We start from the raw sequence: 14,926 nt of genomic DNA, 5'->3' as shown, positions 1-14,926 counted from the left end.
CTGGTCGGGTACTCGGTTTCGGTTAGCAGAACGAAAGGAGAGGACTTCATGGCCGACGTACTAGCCATCGAGGACCTTCACAAGCACTTCGGAAGCGGGGCGCACACCGTGAGAGCCAACGCCGGTGTCACCATGCAGGTAGGGGCCGGCGAGGTGGTTGGGCTCCTCGGGCACAACGGCGCGGGCAAGACCACGCTGGTCAACCAGGTGGTGGGGCTGTTGCGTCCAACCTCCGGAAGCATTCGGCTCGACGGCGTCGACGCCGTTGCCGACCCCGCTCTCGCCCGCCGCCTCACCAACGTCCAGGCACAGGCCAATGTCCCCATCACGGGGCTCACGCCGCTGCTGGCCATCGACCTGGTAGGGCGCATGCGAGGAGGGCGTCCGCGCCAGACGCGCAGGCGCGCCGAGGAGCTCATCGAGGCTCTCGACCTGGGGGAGTGGGCGATGACTCCCGCGCAGAAAGTCTCCGGCGGTATCGCCCGCCTGACGGCCTTCGCCATGTGCGCCGTCGTCCCCGGGCGCCTGGTCATCCTCGACGAGCCCACCAACGACGTCGACCCGGTGCGCCGCCGTCTGCTGTGGGACCAGATCCGCCTCCTGGCCGATGCCGGATCCGCAGTCCTCCTCGTGACCCACAACGTGCGGGAGGCCGAACGGGCTGTCGACCGGCTCACCGTCCTGGACCACGGCCACGTCCTCGCTGAGGGAACTCCCGCAGCGCTCGTCGCCGGTCACGGATCGCCCTTCGTCCTGGAGGTCAGCCGGGCTCACGGTCGGCGGTTCGAGTCGCCCGCGGGAATGACGCTGACACAGCACGATGCCGTGCGCGCATCCGTAGCAGTGCCCTCTGACCGTACGGCGCAGGCCGTGGAGTGGGCCGCTCACGCCCTCAAGGACGGAGTGATCGAGCGCTACGAGCTGGCGCCGATCTCACTGGAGGACGTCTACGTAGACCTTACCGGGGGCGCGGGTGAGGAGGCGCGCCGTCGTGCCGCGTGAAGCGGAACAAGCCCCGGTCCAACCCGAAGCCACGTCGTGCTCACCGGCTCCTCGCTGTTGCGCGGGCATGACCTCCGTCCCCACAGAATCAGGAAATGAAGGAGAACCCGATGTCTACTCCAACCAGCACGACTGCTGATCCGGACCAGGCCGGTGGTACCGGCCTCAGGGCGGTGTCCCGGACGACTCCGCTCTGGCGCCAGCTCGGCCTGCTTGTTCAGTGGCAGTTCCGCCGCAGCCTGCCCATGCTTCCTCTCTTCATCATCGTCCAGACGCTGCTGTCCGTCTCGATGGTCCTGGGATACGGGCTCATAGTGGGCCACCCCGGCCGCGAGGCGAGTCTCTACCTGGCCGGCGGCGGCCCGGCGGTCGCGCTCATCTCGGTGGGTCTCATCATGACGCCCCAGTGGGTCTCCCAGTCGCGCACCGAGGGCAGCCTGGACTGGATGCGTACCCTGCCCGTCCCCAGAGTCGCCTTCCTCCTGGCTGACCTCGCGATCTGGACCGCTCTCGCGCTACCCGGTCTGGTCGTGGGCGTCCTCGTCGCCAATACCCGCTTCGACGTCGACCTCGCCCCGCAGTGGTGGCTGGTACCCGGCGCCGTGCTGGTCGCCCTGACAGCAGCCTGCATCGGCTACGCCATCGCCACCCTCCTGGCTCCGGCCCTGGCCCAGATCCTCTCCCAGGTGCTCGCCTTCGGCATCATGCTGTTCTCACCTGTCAGCTTCCCCGCCGACAGGCTCCCCGACTGGGCCCAGGAGATCCATCGCTGGCTGCCCTTCGAGCCCATGGCGCAGGTGGTGCGCGCCGGTCTGTTCTCCCACGACGCCACCATGCCCATCCGTTCCTGGATTCTGCTGGGCGGATGGTGCCTGGTGGCCGTCGCCGGAGCGTCATGGGCCCTGGGAAGGCGGCCCTGAGCCGGCCGGGATGCCCGCATGGTCGGGGCCCGGTGGAGGAAGTGGCGGATGCGGGGGAGGGAGCGCTGTAAAACCCTTCTTGAGGGACCTCCTCTACAGTGGGGACATGACCGCCAGGAGCTCCGCCCGCGGGCCGAACAGTGACAGTGATGACTCCGGGGCCTCCGCCTCCGATAACATCAGGGAGGCGACGCGCGCCCTCAATGAGGCGATCAGCGCCTTCTCCCGTGCGGTGGGGGCGGCCGGCCAGGGAGCGAGGCAGAGCAGTGAGAATGCCGTAGCGGCTTCCCTGGACCTCGCCTCCCGGAAGTTGGCCTCCGCCTCCACCGCAGTCAGCGGCGCTGCCCCGGGGCGGGGCGGTGGACGCCGTCGGAGTGAGGAGACCAGGGCTCGGATTCTTGCCGCTGCCAGAGAGGTATTCGCCGCCGAGGGCTACGAGGGCGCCTCGGTCAGCGACATCGCCTCGGCCGCCGGGTTCACCAAGGGCGCTTTCTACTCCTCCTTCCCCTCCAAGGAGGCGCTGTTCCTGGAGGTCGTCACCTGTGGTGAGGAGAGCTCGGATGAGGCCGCGCGGGAGACGGCGAGCCCCGACCAGTGGGGCGAGCAGCTCCAGGAGCTTCCCATGGAGGATGTTGTCCTGCACCTGGAGACCTGGCTCTACGCGATACGCCACGAGGACTCCCGGGACCGACTGGCCGGCTCCTGGCGCCGCTGGCTGAGAGAGACCTCTCTCATGGTGGCCCGTTCCCACGGACGCCAGGAGTCGAGCCAGCAGGACGAGGAGACGGCATTCGGACTCCTTGCGGTGGGCATCTTCGGCCGCGTGAGCGCCGCCGTCACCACCTCGCAGGAGGTCGAACCCATCATCCAGCGCCTGTCCGAGCGTCTCCTTGAGGGTGGCGGTAACTGACGTTCCTCCTCCGCCGAGAGCGACATGTTTTGCGTAGGGGCACGGAAAAACAGTTGCCCTTCGCGAAAAGTGTTTTTCTCGGTGGAGGGAGGGCCTCGCGGTCAGGCGACCATCTCCCGGTAGCGGTGGACCACCAGCTCGGCGACCGCCGGGTGGTCGCCGATGGGAGCGGCCACGACATCGGCGCCCGTGGAGTGCAGGGCCCGGTGGAAACGCCCCTCCGCCAGCAGGTAGGTGGCCACGCCCACCCGCCTGGCACCCCGGGCCCGGGCCGTGCTCACCGCGTCACGGACGCCGGGGCGCGCACCCGAGAGGTAGGCGGGCGTAACTCTGTGCCCCAGACGCGCCTCGAGCAAACGGGTGATGGCCTCAACCTCCTCCAGCGCTGCCGCCTGACGCGACCCGGCCGCGCCCAGGACGACATGATCTAGCCCTGCGATTCCGCCCAGGGGAGTGGATGCCTCGTGAAGCCGCTGCGCGACGGCCTCCACCAGGTGCTCCTCTACCCCCAGGTGTTCGGTGACGGTCCCCGATCCGTGCCGGTCCACCGCGGCCGGTACGTCATTGAGGACGTGATAGCCGCGGGCCAGGAAGAAGGGCAGCACCACCGGATCCACCAGCCCCTCCAGCGCCGTGGCCGGGTCCGGGGGCTGGAATTCGATGTAGCCGGTGCGCACCTCCACTCCCGGCAGGATCGTGCGGACGCGCTCGGCGGTACTGAACATGACTGAGGACGGCCCGGGTCGGCGCGAGCCGTGGGCGAGCAGTACCAGAGGACGAGTACTCATACCGGCTCCACCACCAGATCTGCGTGCCTGCGAGAACGGGCCGGCTCGACCGGCGTCGGCCCGACGGGACCACCGGCGGTGATCGGATCGTCCGGTGCGGCGGCCCCAGGTGCGAGGTCGTGCCGATGGGGGGATCGGACCTCCTCAAGCGCCTGATCGGTCTCCTCGCGGACGTCCTTGGCGGTAGTCCGCGCCTTGCGGACCGCCAGAGCCAGGAAGGCCGCCCAGACCGCCCCGAGTGCGCCGTACAACAGGACCCCAATCCGGGCTGAGGCCCCGGCCCAAGACAGCAGGACACGCAGGTTCGTGGCCAGGATCAGACCGCCGACGGCAGTGCCCAGCACCGTTCCGGGCAGACGGGAGACCAGCCAAGCGGCGACCGGTGCAGCCACCAGCCCGCCGGCCAGCAGGGCCAGGACGATCCCGAGGCTGATGCCCGCCGTTCCCAGGCCGGTGAGGAAACCGGTCGAGGCGGCCACTGTCACGAGGAACTCCGAGGCCCCCACCGAGCCGACCACCGTGCGCGGTGCCGTGCGACCGCCAGTGAGCAGGGTTGTTGTCACCACCGGACCCCAGCCGCCACCGCCGGTGGCGTCGACGAAACCGCCCACCAGCCCCAGGGGAACCAGGAACCGCCTGCCGTGCGGGGAGCGCCGGCTGCCAGAGCCTCGGGGCGGGCGCAGGGCGAAACGCCCCAGAACATAGGCCCCCAGCAGGATCAGCAGGCTCGCCGTCACCGGGGTCGCCGCGCGGGTCGACAGGTGTGACAGGACTGTGGCGCCGCTGAAGGCCCCCACCGCACCGGGCAGCCCCAGCCGGACCACCAGGCGGGGGTCGGTGTTGCCCAACCGCCAGTGGGAGGCCCCCGAGGCCAGGGTCGTGCCGATCTCAGCCAGGTGCACCGAGGCCGAGGCCAGTGCCGGACTCAGCCCGGCCAGAAGCAGCAGGGAGGACGAGGTCATGCCGTACCCCATCCCGAGGGCGCCGTCGACCAGCTGAGCGGCCAAACCGACGAGGGCGAGAAGAACAAGCTTGCGCATCAGTGACTCCAGGACGTTCGGTCTGCATGCGCCGAGGCGGGTTAGGCGGCGGGATTCGCCGGCCGGGTCACCTCGACGACTCGGTCGGCCCAGTACGGGCTCAGGGTGACGACGTCGCCGATGACGATGACCGCGGGGGCGGTCACGCCGTACCGGGCGGCGACGTCGGCCAGACATCGCAGCTCGGTGGTGGTCACACGCTGGTCGGGGTGGTAGCCGCGCTCGATGATCGCCGCCGGAGTGGCCGCGTCGCTGCCGGCCTCCAGCAGGGAGGCGACCGAGTCCCGCAGCCGGGAGACCCCCATGAGCAGGATGAGGGTGTGATCGCGGCGCTGGGGGAGCACCCCGAGATCCGCATGGGCCGTGATGACCGAGAAACCGCGCGACAGCCCCCGGTGGGTGACGGGGATCCCTGCCGCGGCGGGCACGGCGATGGCACTGGTGATCCCCGGAACGACCTCGACGGCGACACCGGCCTTGCGGCAGGCGGCGGCCTCCTCTCCGCCGCGCCCGAGCACATAGGGATCACCGCCCTTGAGACGGACCACCCCTTTGCCGCGGCCGGCCAGGTCGACCAGGAGCGCATCGATCTCCTCCTGGCTCATGACGTGCCGGCCGCGCCGCTTGGAAGCGTCGATGACCTCGGTGTCGGGCCCAATGTCCTCCAGGAGGTCCCGGGGCGCCAGCGCGTCGACGACGACCACGTCCGCCTGGCCCAACAGCTCCAGGCCGCGGGCGGTGATGAGACCGCTGCTGCCCGGGCCACCGCCCACCAGCGCCACCCAGCCGGCGGTGGCGGCGTGGGGGGAGATCTCGCGGGGCATGCCTCAGCTCCTGCCTGGGGAAGCGGCCGCACCCGGTTCACTGCTGCCAGCGCCCGCCAGCTGCACCATGCCCGCCCCGAGTGTGCCGCCCTCGTGGGCGTCGATGAGGAGGAAGGCGCCGTCGGACCGTGAGACCGAATAGTCGGCCAACGGCACCGGCGAGGCCAGACGCAGCCGCACCAGGCCGATGTCGTTGAGCTCAAGAGCATCTGCCGGCACCGTGGTCAGGTCGTCCAGGTCGAGGCGGCCTTCGATGGTGCGTACGATCGCCTGGACCGTCTGGGCGCCGTGCTTGAGCAGCACCCGCGCCCGGGGGCGCAGGGGCTCCTCGCTCAGCCAGGACACGCGGGCGGAGACCTCGGTGAGCACTTGGGGCGCGTCGCCCGCCGCGGCCAGGGTGTCGCCGCGGGCAACGTCGACGTCGTCGGCCAGACGAACCGTCACCGACTGGCCCTCGACGGCCTCCTCCAGGCTGCGCTCGCCCAGGTCGATGCCGGTCACGCGCGATCGCCTGCCCGAGGGCAGGACCACGATGGGGTCGCCGACGCGCACCGTGCCTGAGGTGATCTGCCCGGCGTAGCCGCGGTAGTCGCGCAGTTCAGGTGTTGGCGCCGCACCCTGGGGGCGGATGACCAGCTGGACCGGGAGACGGAAGGAGCCCTCATCGCGGGCGGTGGGCAGGGACTCCAGAAGCCCCAGCAGGGTCGGTCCCTCGTAGAAGGGCGTGCCGGCCGAGGCCTCGACGATGTTGTCCCCCAGGAGCGCGGAGGTCGGCAGGACATGGATCTCGGCCACACCCAGCTCCGCGGCCACGGCGCGGATATCGGTCTCGATGGCGGTATAGACCTCGGCGGAGAAGTCCACCAGGTCGATCTTGTTGACCGCGACGATGACGTGCGGGACCCGCAGGAGGGCGGCGACCGCTAGGTGGCGGCGTGTCTGCTCCAGGACCCCGTTGCGGGCGTCCACCAGCAGCACGACGACGTCGGCCGTGGAGCAGCCGGTGACCGTGTTGCGGGTGTACTGCACGTGTCCGGGGCAGTCGGCCAGGATGAAGGAGCGCTGCGGGGTGGCGAAGTAGCGGTAGGCGACGTCGATCGTGATGCCCTGCTCCCGCTCGGCCCTCAGCCCGTCGGTCAGCAGTGCGAGATCGGCACTGGTCAGGCCCCTATCCAGGCTGACCTGCTCGACGGCGGCCAGCTGGTCTCGCAGGACGGACTTGGAGTCGAACAGCAGGCGGCCCACGAGCGTGGACTTGCCGTCGTCGACGCTGCCGGCCGTGGCCAGTCGCAGCAGCGAGCCGGTGGCGGCGGCGCGCGCCTCGGCCTCGGCGGGGATATCGGTGAGGGTGAGGGTGCTCATCAGAAGTAGCCCTCCTTCTTGCGGTCCTCCATGGCCGCCTCGCTCAGGCGGTCATCGGCGCGGGTGGCTCCCCGCTCGGTCAGGGTGGAGGCGGCGACCTCCAGGACGATGTCGTGGTTGGTGGCGGCGTCGGACTCGACGGCGCCCGTGCAGGACATGTCGCCCACGGTGCGGTATCGCACCGTGCGAGTAACCACCTGCTCACCGGCGCGCAGCGCGTTGACGCCGCCGGCCGCCAGCCACATCCCGTCACGCAGGAAGACCTCGCGCTCATGGGCGTAGTAGAGGTCGGGCAGTGCGATGTCCTCGCGCTCGATGTAGCGCCACACGTCGAGCTCGGTCCAGTTGCTCAAGGGGAAGACCCGCACGTGCTCCCCGGGACGGTGACGGGGATTGAGCAGATTCCACAGCTCGGGACGCTGATTACGCGGGTCCCACTGGCCGAACTCGTCGCGCAGGGAGACGATGCGCTCCTTGGCCCGGGCCTTCTCCTCGTCGCGGCGTCCGCCGCCGAAGACGCCGTCGAAGCCGCCCTCCTCAATGGCGTCGAGAAGCGGGATTGTCTGGAGAGGGTTGCGGGTGCCGTCGGTGCGCTCGCGCAGACGGCCGTCGTCGATGTAGTCCTGGACGCGGGCCACCACCAGCCGCAGACCGAGGTCTTCGACCGTCTGGTCACGGTAGGCCAGCACCTCGGGGAAGTTGTGGCCGGTGTCCACGTGCAGGACGGGGAAGGGGATCGGAGCGGGCCAGAAGGCCTTGCGCGCCAGGTGCAGCATGACCACGGAGTCCTTGCCTCCGGAGAACAGCAGGACGGGGCGGCGGCATTCGGCGGCGATCTCCCGGATGACGAGGATGGCCTCGGCCTCCAGGACGTCAAGAATGCCCAGGGCCTCGGCGGCAATAGGGGCCTCGGAAAGGTCGGCGAGACCGGACGGTTCGAGGTCCGGCGCCTGAGTAGGGACAGGGGCCGGCTGGGTGTGGGTCAGGGTGATGCTCATAGGTGGATTCCGCATTCTGTCTTGGTGAATCCGGCCCAGCGGCCGGAACGGGGATCGTCTCCGGGTTTGACTCGCGCTGTGCACGGGGCGCAGCCGATCGAGGGGTATCCGTCGTACAGGAGGGGGTTGATGAGTACGCCGTGCTGGTCGGCGTAGCCGGTCAGGTCCTCCATGCTCCAGGCGGCCAGGGGGTTGATCTTGACGATCTCGTGAGTGGAGTCCCAACCGACCAGGGGCGTGTGGGTGCGGGTGGGGGCGTCCTCTCGGCGCACCCCGGTGGCCCACGCCTCGTAGCCGCTCAGGGCCCGGGCCAGTGGCTCGACCTTGCGCAGACGGCAGCAGGCGGCCGGGTCTCGCGACCACAAGTCCGGTCCGTAGAGCTCGTCCTGCTCGGCCACGGTCAGCTCGGGCGTCACGTCGACGATGGTGACGTCCATGGTGGCGGCCACCGCGTCGCGGGTGCCCATGGTCTCCGCGAAGTGGTACCCGGTATCCAGGAAGAGGACGTCGACACCGGGAAGGACTCGGGAGACCACGTGAGGCAGGACGGCGTCGGCCATGGAGCAGGCCACGGCAAGTGTGTCGGGGAAGTTCTGGACCGCCCACTGGACGACGTCGAGGACAGGGGCATCGTCACCGAGCTCGCGGGCGCCGGCCTCGGCCAGGGCACGCAGCTCCTGCGTGGATCGCAGCGGAGCCCGGCCTGTGCCCTGAGACTTTGGGGCGACAGCAGGATCGCGGCGTGGCAGGTCCAGGTGCACCCGGGTGCCCTTAGCGGTTACGGCGCTCACTGCAGGGCCTCCTCATCGGCTCGGTGCGCCCACTGGGCGAAGGTCTCCTCGGGAATGCGCTGATCCAGGTATCGGCGCACCAGGCGCTCGACGTAGTCGGTCAGGCCGGAGGCGGGAACCTTGAGGCCCCGCACCGTACGGCCCAGGCCGGCCTCGGCGCGTCCGTCGGCTGCCAGGCCACCGCCCAGGTGCACCTGGAAGCCGGGCATCTGCTCGCCGTCGACCGTGATGATCTGGCCCTTGAGGCCGATGTCCGCGATCTGGATGCGGGCGCAGGAGTTCGGGCAGCCGTTGATGGTCAGGGTGATGCGCCGTTCGAGGTCGGTGTTGGCCAGGCGAGCATCGAGCTCGGACGATACGCGCGCCGCCAGCTTCTTGGTCTCCACGATCGCGAACTTGCAGAACTCCAGCCCGGTGCAGGCCAGGGTCGAGCGGGTGAAAGCGCCCGGATCGGGATCGAGCCCCAGCTCTCGCAGGCCGGCGACGGCGTCGTCGACTCTGTCAGCCGGCACGTCCAGGAGCAGCAGGTTCTGCAGCGGGGTAGTGCGCACCCGGTCTGAGCCGACCCTGCCGGCCAGGTCGGCCAGGCCTAGCAGGACGTCGCCGCTCAACCGGCCGACGGGTGGCTTGGCCCCCACCCAGAAGCGGCCGTCCTTTTGCTCGTGGACGCCGATGTGGTCGGAGTCCCCGCTTGGCTCCTCAGGTGCCGGGCCGTCGGGCGAGGGGGCGTCCCAGGTAGTCCTCCTGGAGGACCTGGCGGAACCTCTCTGGCCCCCACTCGGCCATGAGGAACTTCAGTCGGGCCTTGTTGCGCAAGCGACGGTATCCGTAGTCGCGGAAGATGCGGATGACGCCGTACCAGACGTCGAGGGCGTCCTCCGGCGTGACGAAGGCCCCCAGCCGCTGGCCCAGACGTGGGGCGGTGGACAGGGCGCCTGCCGCCCACAGGTCGTAGCCGGGACCGAGCTCGGGGTGGTTGACGCCGACGAAGGAGATGTCGTTGATCTCGTGGAGGATATCGAGGCTGGGGGAGCCGGTGATGGCGGTCTTGAACTTGCGGGGCAGATTGGCCAGGTCGGGGTCGCCTAGGTAGGTATCCTTGATGGCCCGAGCCAGCGGGGTCGGATCGATGACCTCGTCCTTGGCGATGCCGGCCACCGGGGAGACCAGGAACCCCCGGGGCGTGTCCCCGCAGCCCTCGATCGTGGTCAGACCCACCGACTCCAGGCGCTGCCACAGCTCGGGCACACTGCCGATCTCCACCCAGTGGAGCTGAATGTTCTGGCGATCGGTGATGTCGGCGGTGCCGCGGGCGAAGTCATTGGAGACTGAGCCCAGCACGCGAAGCTGCTCGCGGCTCAGGCTCCCACCGTCCAGACGCACCCGCTGCAGGAAGTAGCGGTCGGAGAGCTCGGAGGCGTCCAGCCGGGCCGTACGGCCGCCGTCGATCCCCTGCTTGCGCTGGGTGTACAGACCCCACCAGCGGAAACGGCCGTTGAGGTCGTCGGGGGCGATGGTCTCGTAGCCGCCTGGACCGTAGATGTTCACGATCCGCTCGCGTACCGCCAGCGGGGACCCGTCCTGCTTGAAGGCTTCGTTGTCATTGAGCGGCTTGCGCCCGTCGAGGGCCCACTGGCCGTTTGACTGGGCCTTGCGCGGCGGGCGCACGGTGCGGGCAGGTGGCGTGACGGTGGTGGTCATTGCTCCTCCATGACGGTGGCGTGTCATTGGCACGTGAGGAGCGTCCGGGGCGGCCTGGTGCGCGCTGCTGCGCACAGAGTTTGCAGAGCCGTTCGGTTGGCGTCAGCCGTCTCAACGGGGCCTTCCGGACGCTTCATTGCGCCGGATACCTCGTTGCGGGGGTTGAAGTCCCCGTGGTGTCAGGCGCTGGTCAGGCCCGACAACACATGACCGCGTGAGCACGCAGAATGCCAGCGGGATAAACACCGCTGAAAAGAGCTGCGTGAGAGAAGGTCATGGCCGAAACAATAGCGACGGGTTTATCTGACAGCAAGCAAGAACGATGTGTGCTTCCAGTCACGAGGTCGTTGCCAGGGGTGATCTTTCTTGCGTAAGGGTGCGGAAAAATGGCGGCCCTACGCGGGACATGTCCCGTCGGCGCGCGAAAATGGTTGGGATGCGGGGTGGGACCTGCCGGCTCGCGTTCGCGGCTACGCGCCCAGCTCGCGATCCCGTTCGACGATGGCCTCGAAGGCGCGTACGACGGCGTCGGAGAAACCGGCGCGCTCCAGGGCCACCATACCGGCCACCGAGGTGCCGCCGGGGGAGCAGACCGCGTCGATGAGGTCGGCCGGGGTGCGGCCGTGCCCGCCCTCGGTGGTGCGCTGGGCCTCGGTCTGTACGGTGCGGGCAGTCCCCAGCACCGCCTGGGCCACGATCTGGACGGCCAGGGCCTTTGGGATGCCGCCCATGACGCCGGCACGCGCCAAGGCATCGACGAAGGCGCACACCAGGGCGGGGGAGGAGCTCGCCAGACCGATGAAGGAGGAGAAGTCCTTCTCCTCCAGGATCACGGTGCGTCCGATGGACTCCATGAGGGTGCGCACCGTCTCTAGGTCGTGAGCACCCACGTTGCGCCCCGGGGCCAGCGCCGTCATCGACTCGCCCACGGCCGCCGCCATATTCGGCATGGTGCGTACCACCCGGGCGCTGTCGGGCAGCATCGACTCGAGGCGCTCGAGCGTGAGACCGGCCGCGATGGAGACCACCAGGGGTTTGCTGCGGCCGATGGCTTCGGACAGGCGCGTCAGGACGGTGGGGATGACGTAGGGCTTGAGGCCCAGGATGAGGACGTCGCTGCGCAAGACCAGATCGGTGGCGTCGGGCACGTGGACGGCCCCGACCTGGGCCGCCAGGCGCTCAGCGGAGCCGTGCTTGCTGGTGAGAAGCAGGTGCCCGGCCGGCGTTCCCGCGGCCACCGCCCCCCGCACGATCGCGCTGACCATGTTGCCGGCACCGATGAAACCGATCCGCATGAGGGCCTCCTGCTCGTCTGTGATGTGAGACCAACACGGTACCGCGCCGGTGCCCCGGACGGAGCGACTTCCGGGGAGTCGGGTGTCTGGTGCCGCAGGGACCTCGCTCCGTGCGGCACGCGCAGCATCCGGCTCGTCCTACAGGACCATGGCGGCGATCCACCCGGCGATGAGCAGGGGGATGTTGAAGTGGAGGAAGGTCGGGATGACCGAGTCGCGCATGTGGTCGTGCTGTCCGTCGGCGTTAAGACCCGCCGTGGGACCCAGCGTGGAGTCCGACGCCGGTGAGCCGGCGTCCCCCAGCGCTCCTGCGGTCCCGATGAGGGATACCGTGGCAACCGGCGAGAAGCCCAGGGACAGGCACAGTGGCACGTAGATCGCCGAGATGATCGGCAGGGTGGAGAAGGATGAGCCGATTCCCATGGTCACGATGAGGCCTACCAGCAGCATGACGAAGGCGGCCGCGGGCTTGGAGCCTGCGAACAGGGAGGCCGCTGACTTCACCAGCGGCTCGATCTGCTTGGTCTCCTTGAGGACATTGGCGAAGCCCTGGGCCGTGATCATGATGAGCCCGATGAGGGCCATCATTCGCATGCCGCCGGTGAAGACGTCGTCGGCCTCGGCGATGGTGACGACCCGGGTGGCCATGAACAGCAGCAGGCCCATGAGCGCCCCGACCAGCAGCGGGTCGGCCTCGGAACCCGTCCAGGTCAGAACGGTCTGGACCGCGAAGCAAGCCACGACGGCGACCAGCGCGACCGCCACCTTGCGGCGGTCGATCTCGACGGGACCGGAGATCTCCTCGCCCGAGTCGGAGTCGGTGCCGGTGTCGATCCGGTAGGTACGGGGTTTGCGGTAGGTGACGAACACGGCGATGAGCAGGCCCGTGATCATGCCCAGCGCCGGGATCCCCATGGCGTGGGTCGCCGAGATGCGAGAGACATCCAGGCCCGCGTCCTTGATATTGGCGTAGAGGATGTCATGGAGGAAAACCCGCCCGAAGCCCAACGGTAGGAACATGTAGGTGGTCACCAGGCCGAAGGTAATGGCGCAGGCCACCGCACGGCGGTCCAGCTGCAGTCGACTCATGACGATGAGCAGCGGCGGCACCACCAGCGGGATGAAGGCGATATGAACCGGGATGAGGTTCTGGCTCATGATCGCCATAGCCGTCAATCCTCCCAGCACCATCATCGTGGTCACGCGCACGACCCGCTGGGAAGCGGAGCCGTCCTCGGTCTCGATCCTGGCGATGAGCCAGTTCGCCAGCAGCTGGGGCAGGCCCGAGTGCGCCACCGCCATGGCGAAGGCGCCCAGCAGGGCATAGGACAGCGCGATCCTGGCGCCGTCGGCCAACCCGTTCTGGAAGGCCACCATCGTCTGACTGATCCCCAGGCCCGCGCTCAGCCCACCCACGAGCGCGCCGACGAACAGTGAGAGCACCACATGGACGCGCAGCGTCGCCAAGATGAGCATGACCAGGACGGCGAGGATGACGGCGTTCATGGAGAGCCTTCCGATGGGGACGGGCTGTGCTGTGTTTCGCGAGCGGACCTGGGCGGGCCCCCTGCGAATCGGGGACGATTGTGCCAGGCGGGCGTGACGGGGACGTATCGTGGACCGATGAGCGAGAACCGCAACAATGTCACCAGCAGCATCCCATCGGCCCGCCGCGCCCTCGTCACCGGGGCCTCGACCGGTATCGGCGCCGCAACCGTCAGGCTTCTGCGCTCCCACGGCTGGGAGGTCGTCGCCACCGCGCGGCGGGTGGAGCGCCTCGAGGCCCTCGCCGCCAAGACCGGCTGCACCTGGGTGGCCGCCGACCTCCAGGAGCCGGACGACGTCGAGCGCCTAGCCCGCGAAGTGCTCGACGGTGGCCCGGTCGACGCGGTCGTCAACAATGCCGGTGGCGCGCTGGGGGTCGACCCGGTCGCCGAGGGCAGTGCCCAGGAGTGGGCCACCATGTACGAGCGCAACGCGCTCGCCGCCCTGCGCGTGAGCCAGGCCTTCCTTCCCGGTATGCGCCGGCGGGGCGGGGACCTGGTGTTCCTCACCTCGACGGCCGCACACGACACCTACCCCGGCGGGGGCGGCTACGTGGCCGCCAAGCACGCCGAGCGGATCATCGCGAACACGCTGCGCCTGGAGCTGGTGGGCGAGCCGGTGCGCGTCATCGAGATCGCGCCCGGCATGGTGGCCACCGAGGAGTTCTCCCTCAACCGTCTCCACGGTGACGCCGAGGCCGCCGCGAAGGTCTACGCCGGCGTCGCCGAGCCGCTGAGCGCCGACGACGTCGCCGCCTGCATCGTCTGGACGCTGGAGCTGCCCGCCCACGTCAACATCGACTCCATGGTGGTGCGGCCGCGGGCCCAGGCCTCCAACACGCTGGTGGCCCGCGAGCAGTAGGGGAGAGAGCCTGCCTCAGGGCCGGTGAGCCGCCGGTGCGCTGCTGAGGGACTGCCGGACATAGATGGCCCACAGGTCTGACCTGCCGCGGGCACAGTGCGGGGTCCTAACGTGCGTCCCAGTCCCGGCCGGGCCGGGAATCAGACTGAAAGGACACCCATGAGCAAGCACGTCTCCTCCGGTGACGACAACGCCGCGGCCTCCCAACGCGACGCGACCACGGAGAGCCTCACCACTCGGGGAACCGCCGACGACGCCGAGAATCGCCTTCCGCAGGGCGCCCCCGGCGGTCGGAACGGCGACGGTACCAAGGAAGCCGTGGGCGCCGCCGCGAAAGACTCGGTGAAAGACTCTGTCAAGGACGTCACGAAGGACTCCGCCAAGGAACCCGGAGCGAAACGTGCACAGGCCGGTGATGCCGCCGGTGCCACCGCGCAGATCCCTGCTGATCATTCCGATGGGGCGGCTGCGGATGCGTCGGCCGGCAAGGCCCGGTCGGCTGGAGCCGGCAGTAGTACCGTCGACACGAGACTGGCAGGAACATGGGTGTCCCCGGATACTCAGAACGCCGCGACCATCGGCGTGGGCGGCCCTGCCTCCGACGCTGCTAAGAAGGCGCGCGCCAAGAATCGCAAGCCCTGGTGCCGCCGTCGCGTCGTCGTCGGAGCTGCCGGGGTCGCATTGCTGGCGGGATCGTTCGCGGCCGGTTGGGGGACCAACGAGCTCCTCGGCAATGACAGCCACGACGGTACCGCCGGCCGCGCTCAGCAGGACTCTGGCAACGGGCAGGGCATGCCCGGAGGGGGCCCGGGCGGTCCCGGCGGGCAGGGAGGCCCCGGGGGCCAGGGCAGTGCCTGAGACACGCAACAGGGGATAGGCAAGGCACACA

The 14,926-nt window shown here is 69.5% G+C and carries 15 protein-coding genes; 5 read left to right on the top strand and 10 right to left on the bottom strand.

Going from position 1 to position 14,926, the window contains the following annotated elements; genetic code table 11:
• The first annotated feature begins 48 nt into the window (after positions 1-48).
• The 3 genes from HMPREF0975_RS01135 (at position 49) to HMPREF0975_RS01125 (ending at position 2,832) form a co-directional block, all read left to right on the top strand.
• On the top strand, positions 49-1,002 hold the full coding sequence (locus tag HMPREF0975_RS01135; protein WP_009232248.1) for an ABC transporter ATP-binding protein: 954 nt from the start codon (positions 49-51) through the stop codon (positions 1,000-1,002).
• 110 nt (positions 1,003-1,112) lie between these two features.
• A complete protein-coding gene (locus tag HMPREF0975_RS01130) occupies positions 1,113-1,922 on the top strand; it encodes an ABC transporter permease (protein ID WP_009232247.1) in 810 nt (269 codons plus the stop codon).
• Between the two features lie 106 nt (positions 1,923-2,028).
• Positions 2,029-2,832, top strand: coding sequence for a TetR/AcrR family transcriptional regulator (locus tag HMPREF0975_RS01125; protein WP_009232246.1), 804 nt, complete (start codon positions 2,029-2,031; stop codon positions 2,830-2,832).
• A gap of 101 nt (positions 2,833-2,933) precedes the next feature.
• Here the strand turns inward: HMPREF0975_RS01125 and HMPREF0975_RS01120 are convergent, their stop codons facing one another.
• From HMPREF0975_RS01120 to HMPREF0975_RS01080, 10 genes are all read right to left on the bottom strand, one after another.
• On the bottom strand, positions 2,934-3,620 hold the full coding sequence (locus HMPREF0975_RS01120; RefSeq protein ID WP_009232245.1) for a sirohydrochlorin chelatase: 687 nt from the start codon (positions 3,618-3,620) through the stop codon (positions 2,934-2,936).
• On the bottom strand, positions 3,617-4,660 hold the full coding sequence (locus HMPREF0975_RS01115) for a sulfite exporter TauE/SafE family protein (protein WP_009232244.1): 1,044 nt from the start codon (positions 4,658-4,660) through the stop codon (positions 3,617-3,619). The genes HMPREF0975_RS01120 and HMPREF0975_RS01115 overlap by 4 nt, the downstream gene beginning before the upstream one ends.
• A gap of 41 nt (positions 4,661-4,701) precedes the next feature.
• A complete protein-coding gene (cobA, locus tag HMPREF0975_RS01110; RefSeq protein ID WP_009232243.1) occupies positions 4,702-5,484 on the bottom strand; it encodes a uroporphyrinogen-III C-methyltransferase in 783 nt (260 codons plus the stop codon).
• A 3-nt stretch (positions 5,485-5,487) separates the two neighbouring features.
• Positions 5,488-6,846 carry a sulfate adenylyltransferase subunit 1 gene (locus HMPREF0975_RS01105; RefSeq protein ID WP_009232242.1) on the bottom strand — a complete coding sequence of 453 codons (1,359 nt, stop codon included), beginning with the start codon at positions 6,844-6,846 and terminating at the stop codon, positions 5,488-5,490.
• Positions 6,846-7,844, bottom strand: a complete 999-nt coding sequence (gene cysD, locus HMPREF0975_RS01100) for a sulfate adenylyltransferase subunit CysD (protein ID WP_009232241.1) — start codon at positions 7,842-7,844, stop codon at positions 6,846-6,848. The genes HMPREF0975_RS01105 and cysD overlap by 1 nt, the downstream gene beginning before the upstream one ends.
• Entirely contained in the window at positions 7,841-8,635 is a 795-nt protein-coding gene (locus HMPREF0975_RS01095) for a phosphoadenylyl-sulfate reductase (RefSeq protein WP_009232240.1), read from the bottom strand. The genes cysD and HMPREF0975_RS01095 overlap by 4 nt, the downstream gene beginning before the upstream one ends.
• Positions 8,632-9,273: a nitrite/sulfite reductase gene (locus HMPREF0975_RS17225; protein WP_009232239.1), complete on the bottom strand. Its 642-nt coding sequence runs from the start codon at positions 9,271-9,273 to the stop codon at positions 8,632-8,634. The genes HMPREF0975_RS01095 and HMPREF0975_RS17225 overlap by 4 nt, the downstream gene beginning before the upstream one ends.
• 61 nt (positions 9,274-9,334) lie before the next feature.
• Positions 9,335-10,336 (bottom strand): nitrite/sulfite reductase, encoded by a 1,002-nt coding sequence (locus tag HMPREF0975_RS17220; RefSeq protein ID WP_009232238.1) that lies wholly within the window; start codon positions 10,334-10,336, stop codon positions 9,335-9,337.
• A gap of 470 nt (positions 10,337-10,806) precedes the next feature.
• Complete coding sequence (proC, locus tag HMPREF0975_RS01085; RefSeq protein WP_009232237.1) at positions 10,807-11,631, bottom strand: pyrroline-5-carboxylate reductase; 825 nt, start codon at positions 11,629-11,631, stop codon at positions 10,807-10,809.
• A 138-nt stretch (positions 11,632-11,769) separates the two neighbouring features.
• On the bottom strand, positions 11,770-13,137 hold the full coding sequence (locus HMPREF0975_RS01080) for a Na+/H+ antiporter family protein (protein WP_009232236.1): 1,368 nt from the start codon (positions 13,135-13,137) through the stop codon (positions 11,770-11,772).
• A gap of 117 nt (positions 13,138-13,254) precedes the next feature.
• Here HMPREF0975_RS01080 and HMPREF0975_RS01075 point away from each other — a divergent pair, with 117 nt between their 5' ends.
• Both HMPREF0975_RS01075 and HMPREF0975_RS15955 read left to right on the top strand, forming a co-directional pair.
• Complete coding sequence (locus tag HMPREF0975_RS01075; RefSeq protein WP_009232235.1) at positions 13,255-14,037, top strand: SDR family oxidoreductase; 783 nt, start codon at positions 13,255-13,257, stop codon at positions 14,035-14,037.
• A 159-nt stretch (positions 14,038-14,196) separates the two neighbouring features.
• A complete protein-coding gene (locus tag HMPREF0975_RS15955; RefSeq protein ID WP_009232234.1) occupies positions 14,197-14,895 on the top strand; it encodes a hypothetical protein in 699 nt (232 codons plus the stop codon).
• Positions 14,896-14,926: the final 31 nt, after the last annotated feature.

This window comes from Actinomyces sp. oral taxon 849 str. F0330, from assembly GCF_000239715.1.
GTDB classification, from domain to species: Bacteria; Actinomycetota; Actinomycetes; order Actinomycetales; family Actinomycetaceae; genus Actinomyces; species Actinomyces johnsonii.
The sequence above is the reverse complement of the archived record's forward strand: the minus strand, read 5'-3'. Positions and strand labels throughout refer to the sequence as shown.

Bases quoted from the DNA above. Each gene is read 5' to 3' on its own strand.
- HMPREF0975_RS01135 (WP_009232248.1), top strand. From the start codon at position 49: ATGGCCGACGTACTAGCCATCGAGGACCTTCACAAGCACTTCGGAAGC.
- HMPREF0975_RS01130 (WP_009232247.1), top strand. From the start codon at position 1,113: ATGTCTACTCCAACCAGCACGACTGCTGATCCGGACCAGGCCGGTGGT.
- HMPREF0975_RS01125 (WP_009232246.1), top strand. From the start codon at position 2,029: ATGACCGCCAGGAGCTCCGCCCGCGGGCCGAACAGTGACAGTGATGAC.
- HMPREF0975_RS01120 (WP_009232245.1), bottom strand. From the start codon at position 3,620: ATGAGTACTCGTCCTCTGGTACTGCTCGCCCACGGCTCGCGCCGACCC.
- HMPREF0975_RS01115 (WP_009232244.1), bottom strand. From the start codon at position 4,660: ATGCGCAAGCTTGTTCTTCTCGCCCTCGTCGGTTTGGCCGCTCAGCTG.
- cobA (WP_009232243.1), bottom strand. From the start codon at position 5,484: ATGCCCCGCGAGATCTCCCCCCACGCCGCCACCGCCGGCTGGGTGGCG.
- HMPREF0975_RS01105 (WP_009232242.1), bottom strand. From the start codon at position 6,846: ATGAGCACCCTCACCCTCACCGATATCCCCGCCGAGGCCGAGGCGCGC.
- cysD (WP_009232241.1), bottom strand. From the start codon at position 7,844: ATGAGCATCACCCTGACCCACACCCAGCCGGCCCCTGTCCCTACTCAG.
- HMPREF0975_RS17220 (WP_009232238.1), bottom strand. From the start codon at position 10,336: ATGACCACCACCGTCACGCCACCTGCCCGCACCGTGCGCCCGCCGCGC.
- proC (WP_009232237.1), bottom strand. From the start codon at position 11,631: ATGCGGATCGGTTTCATCGGTGCCGGCAACATGGTCAGCGCGATCGTG.
- HMPREF0975_RS01080 (WP_009232236.1), bottom strand. From the start codon at position 13,137: ATGAACGCCGTCATCCTCGCCGTCCTGGTCATGCTCATCTTGGCGACG.
- HMPREF0975_RS01075 (WP_009232235.1), top strand. From the start codon at position 13,255: ATGAGCGAGAACCGCAACAATGTCACCAGCAGCATCCCATCGGCCCGC.
- HMPREF0975_RS15955 (WP_009232234.1), top strand. From the start codon at position 14,197: ATGAGCAAGCACGTCTCCTCCGGTGACGACAACGCCGCGGCCTCCCAA.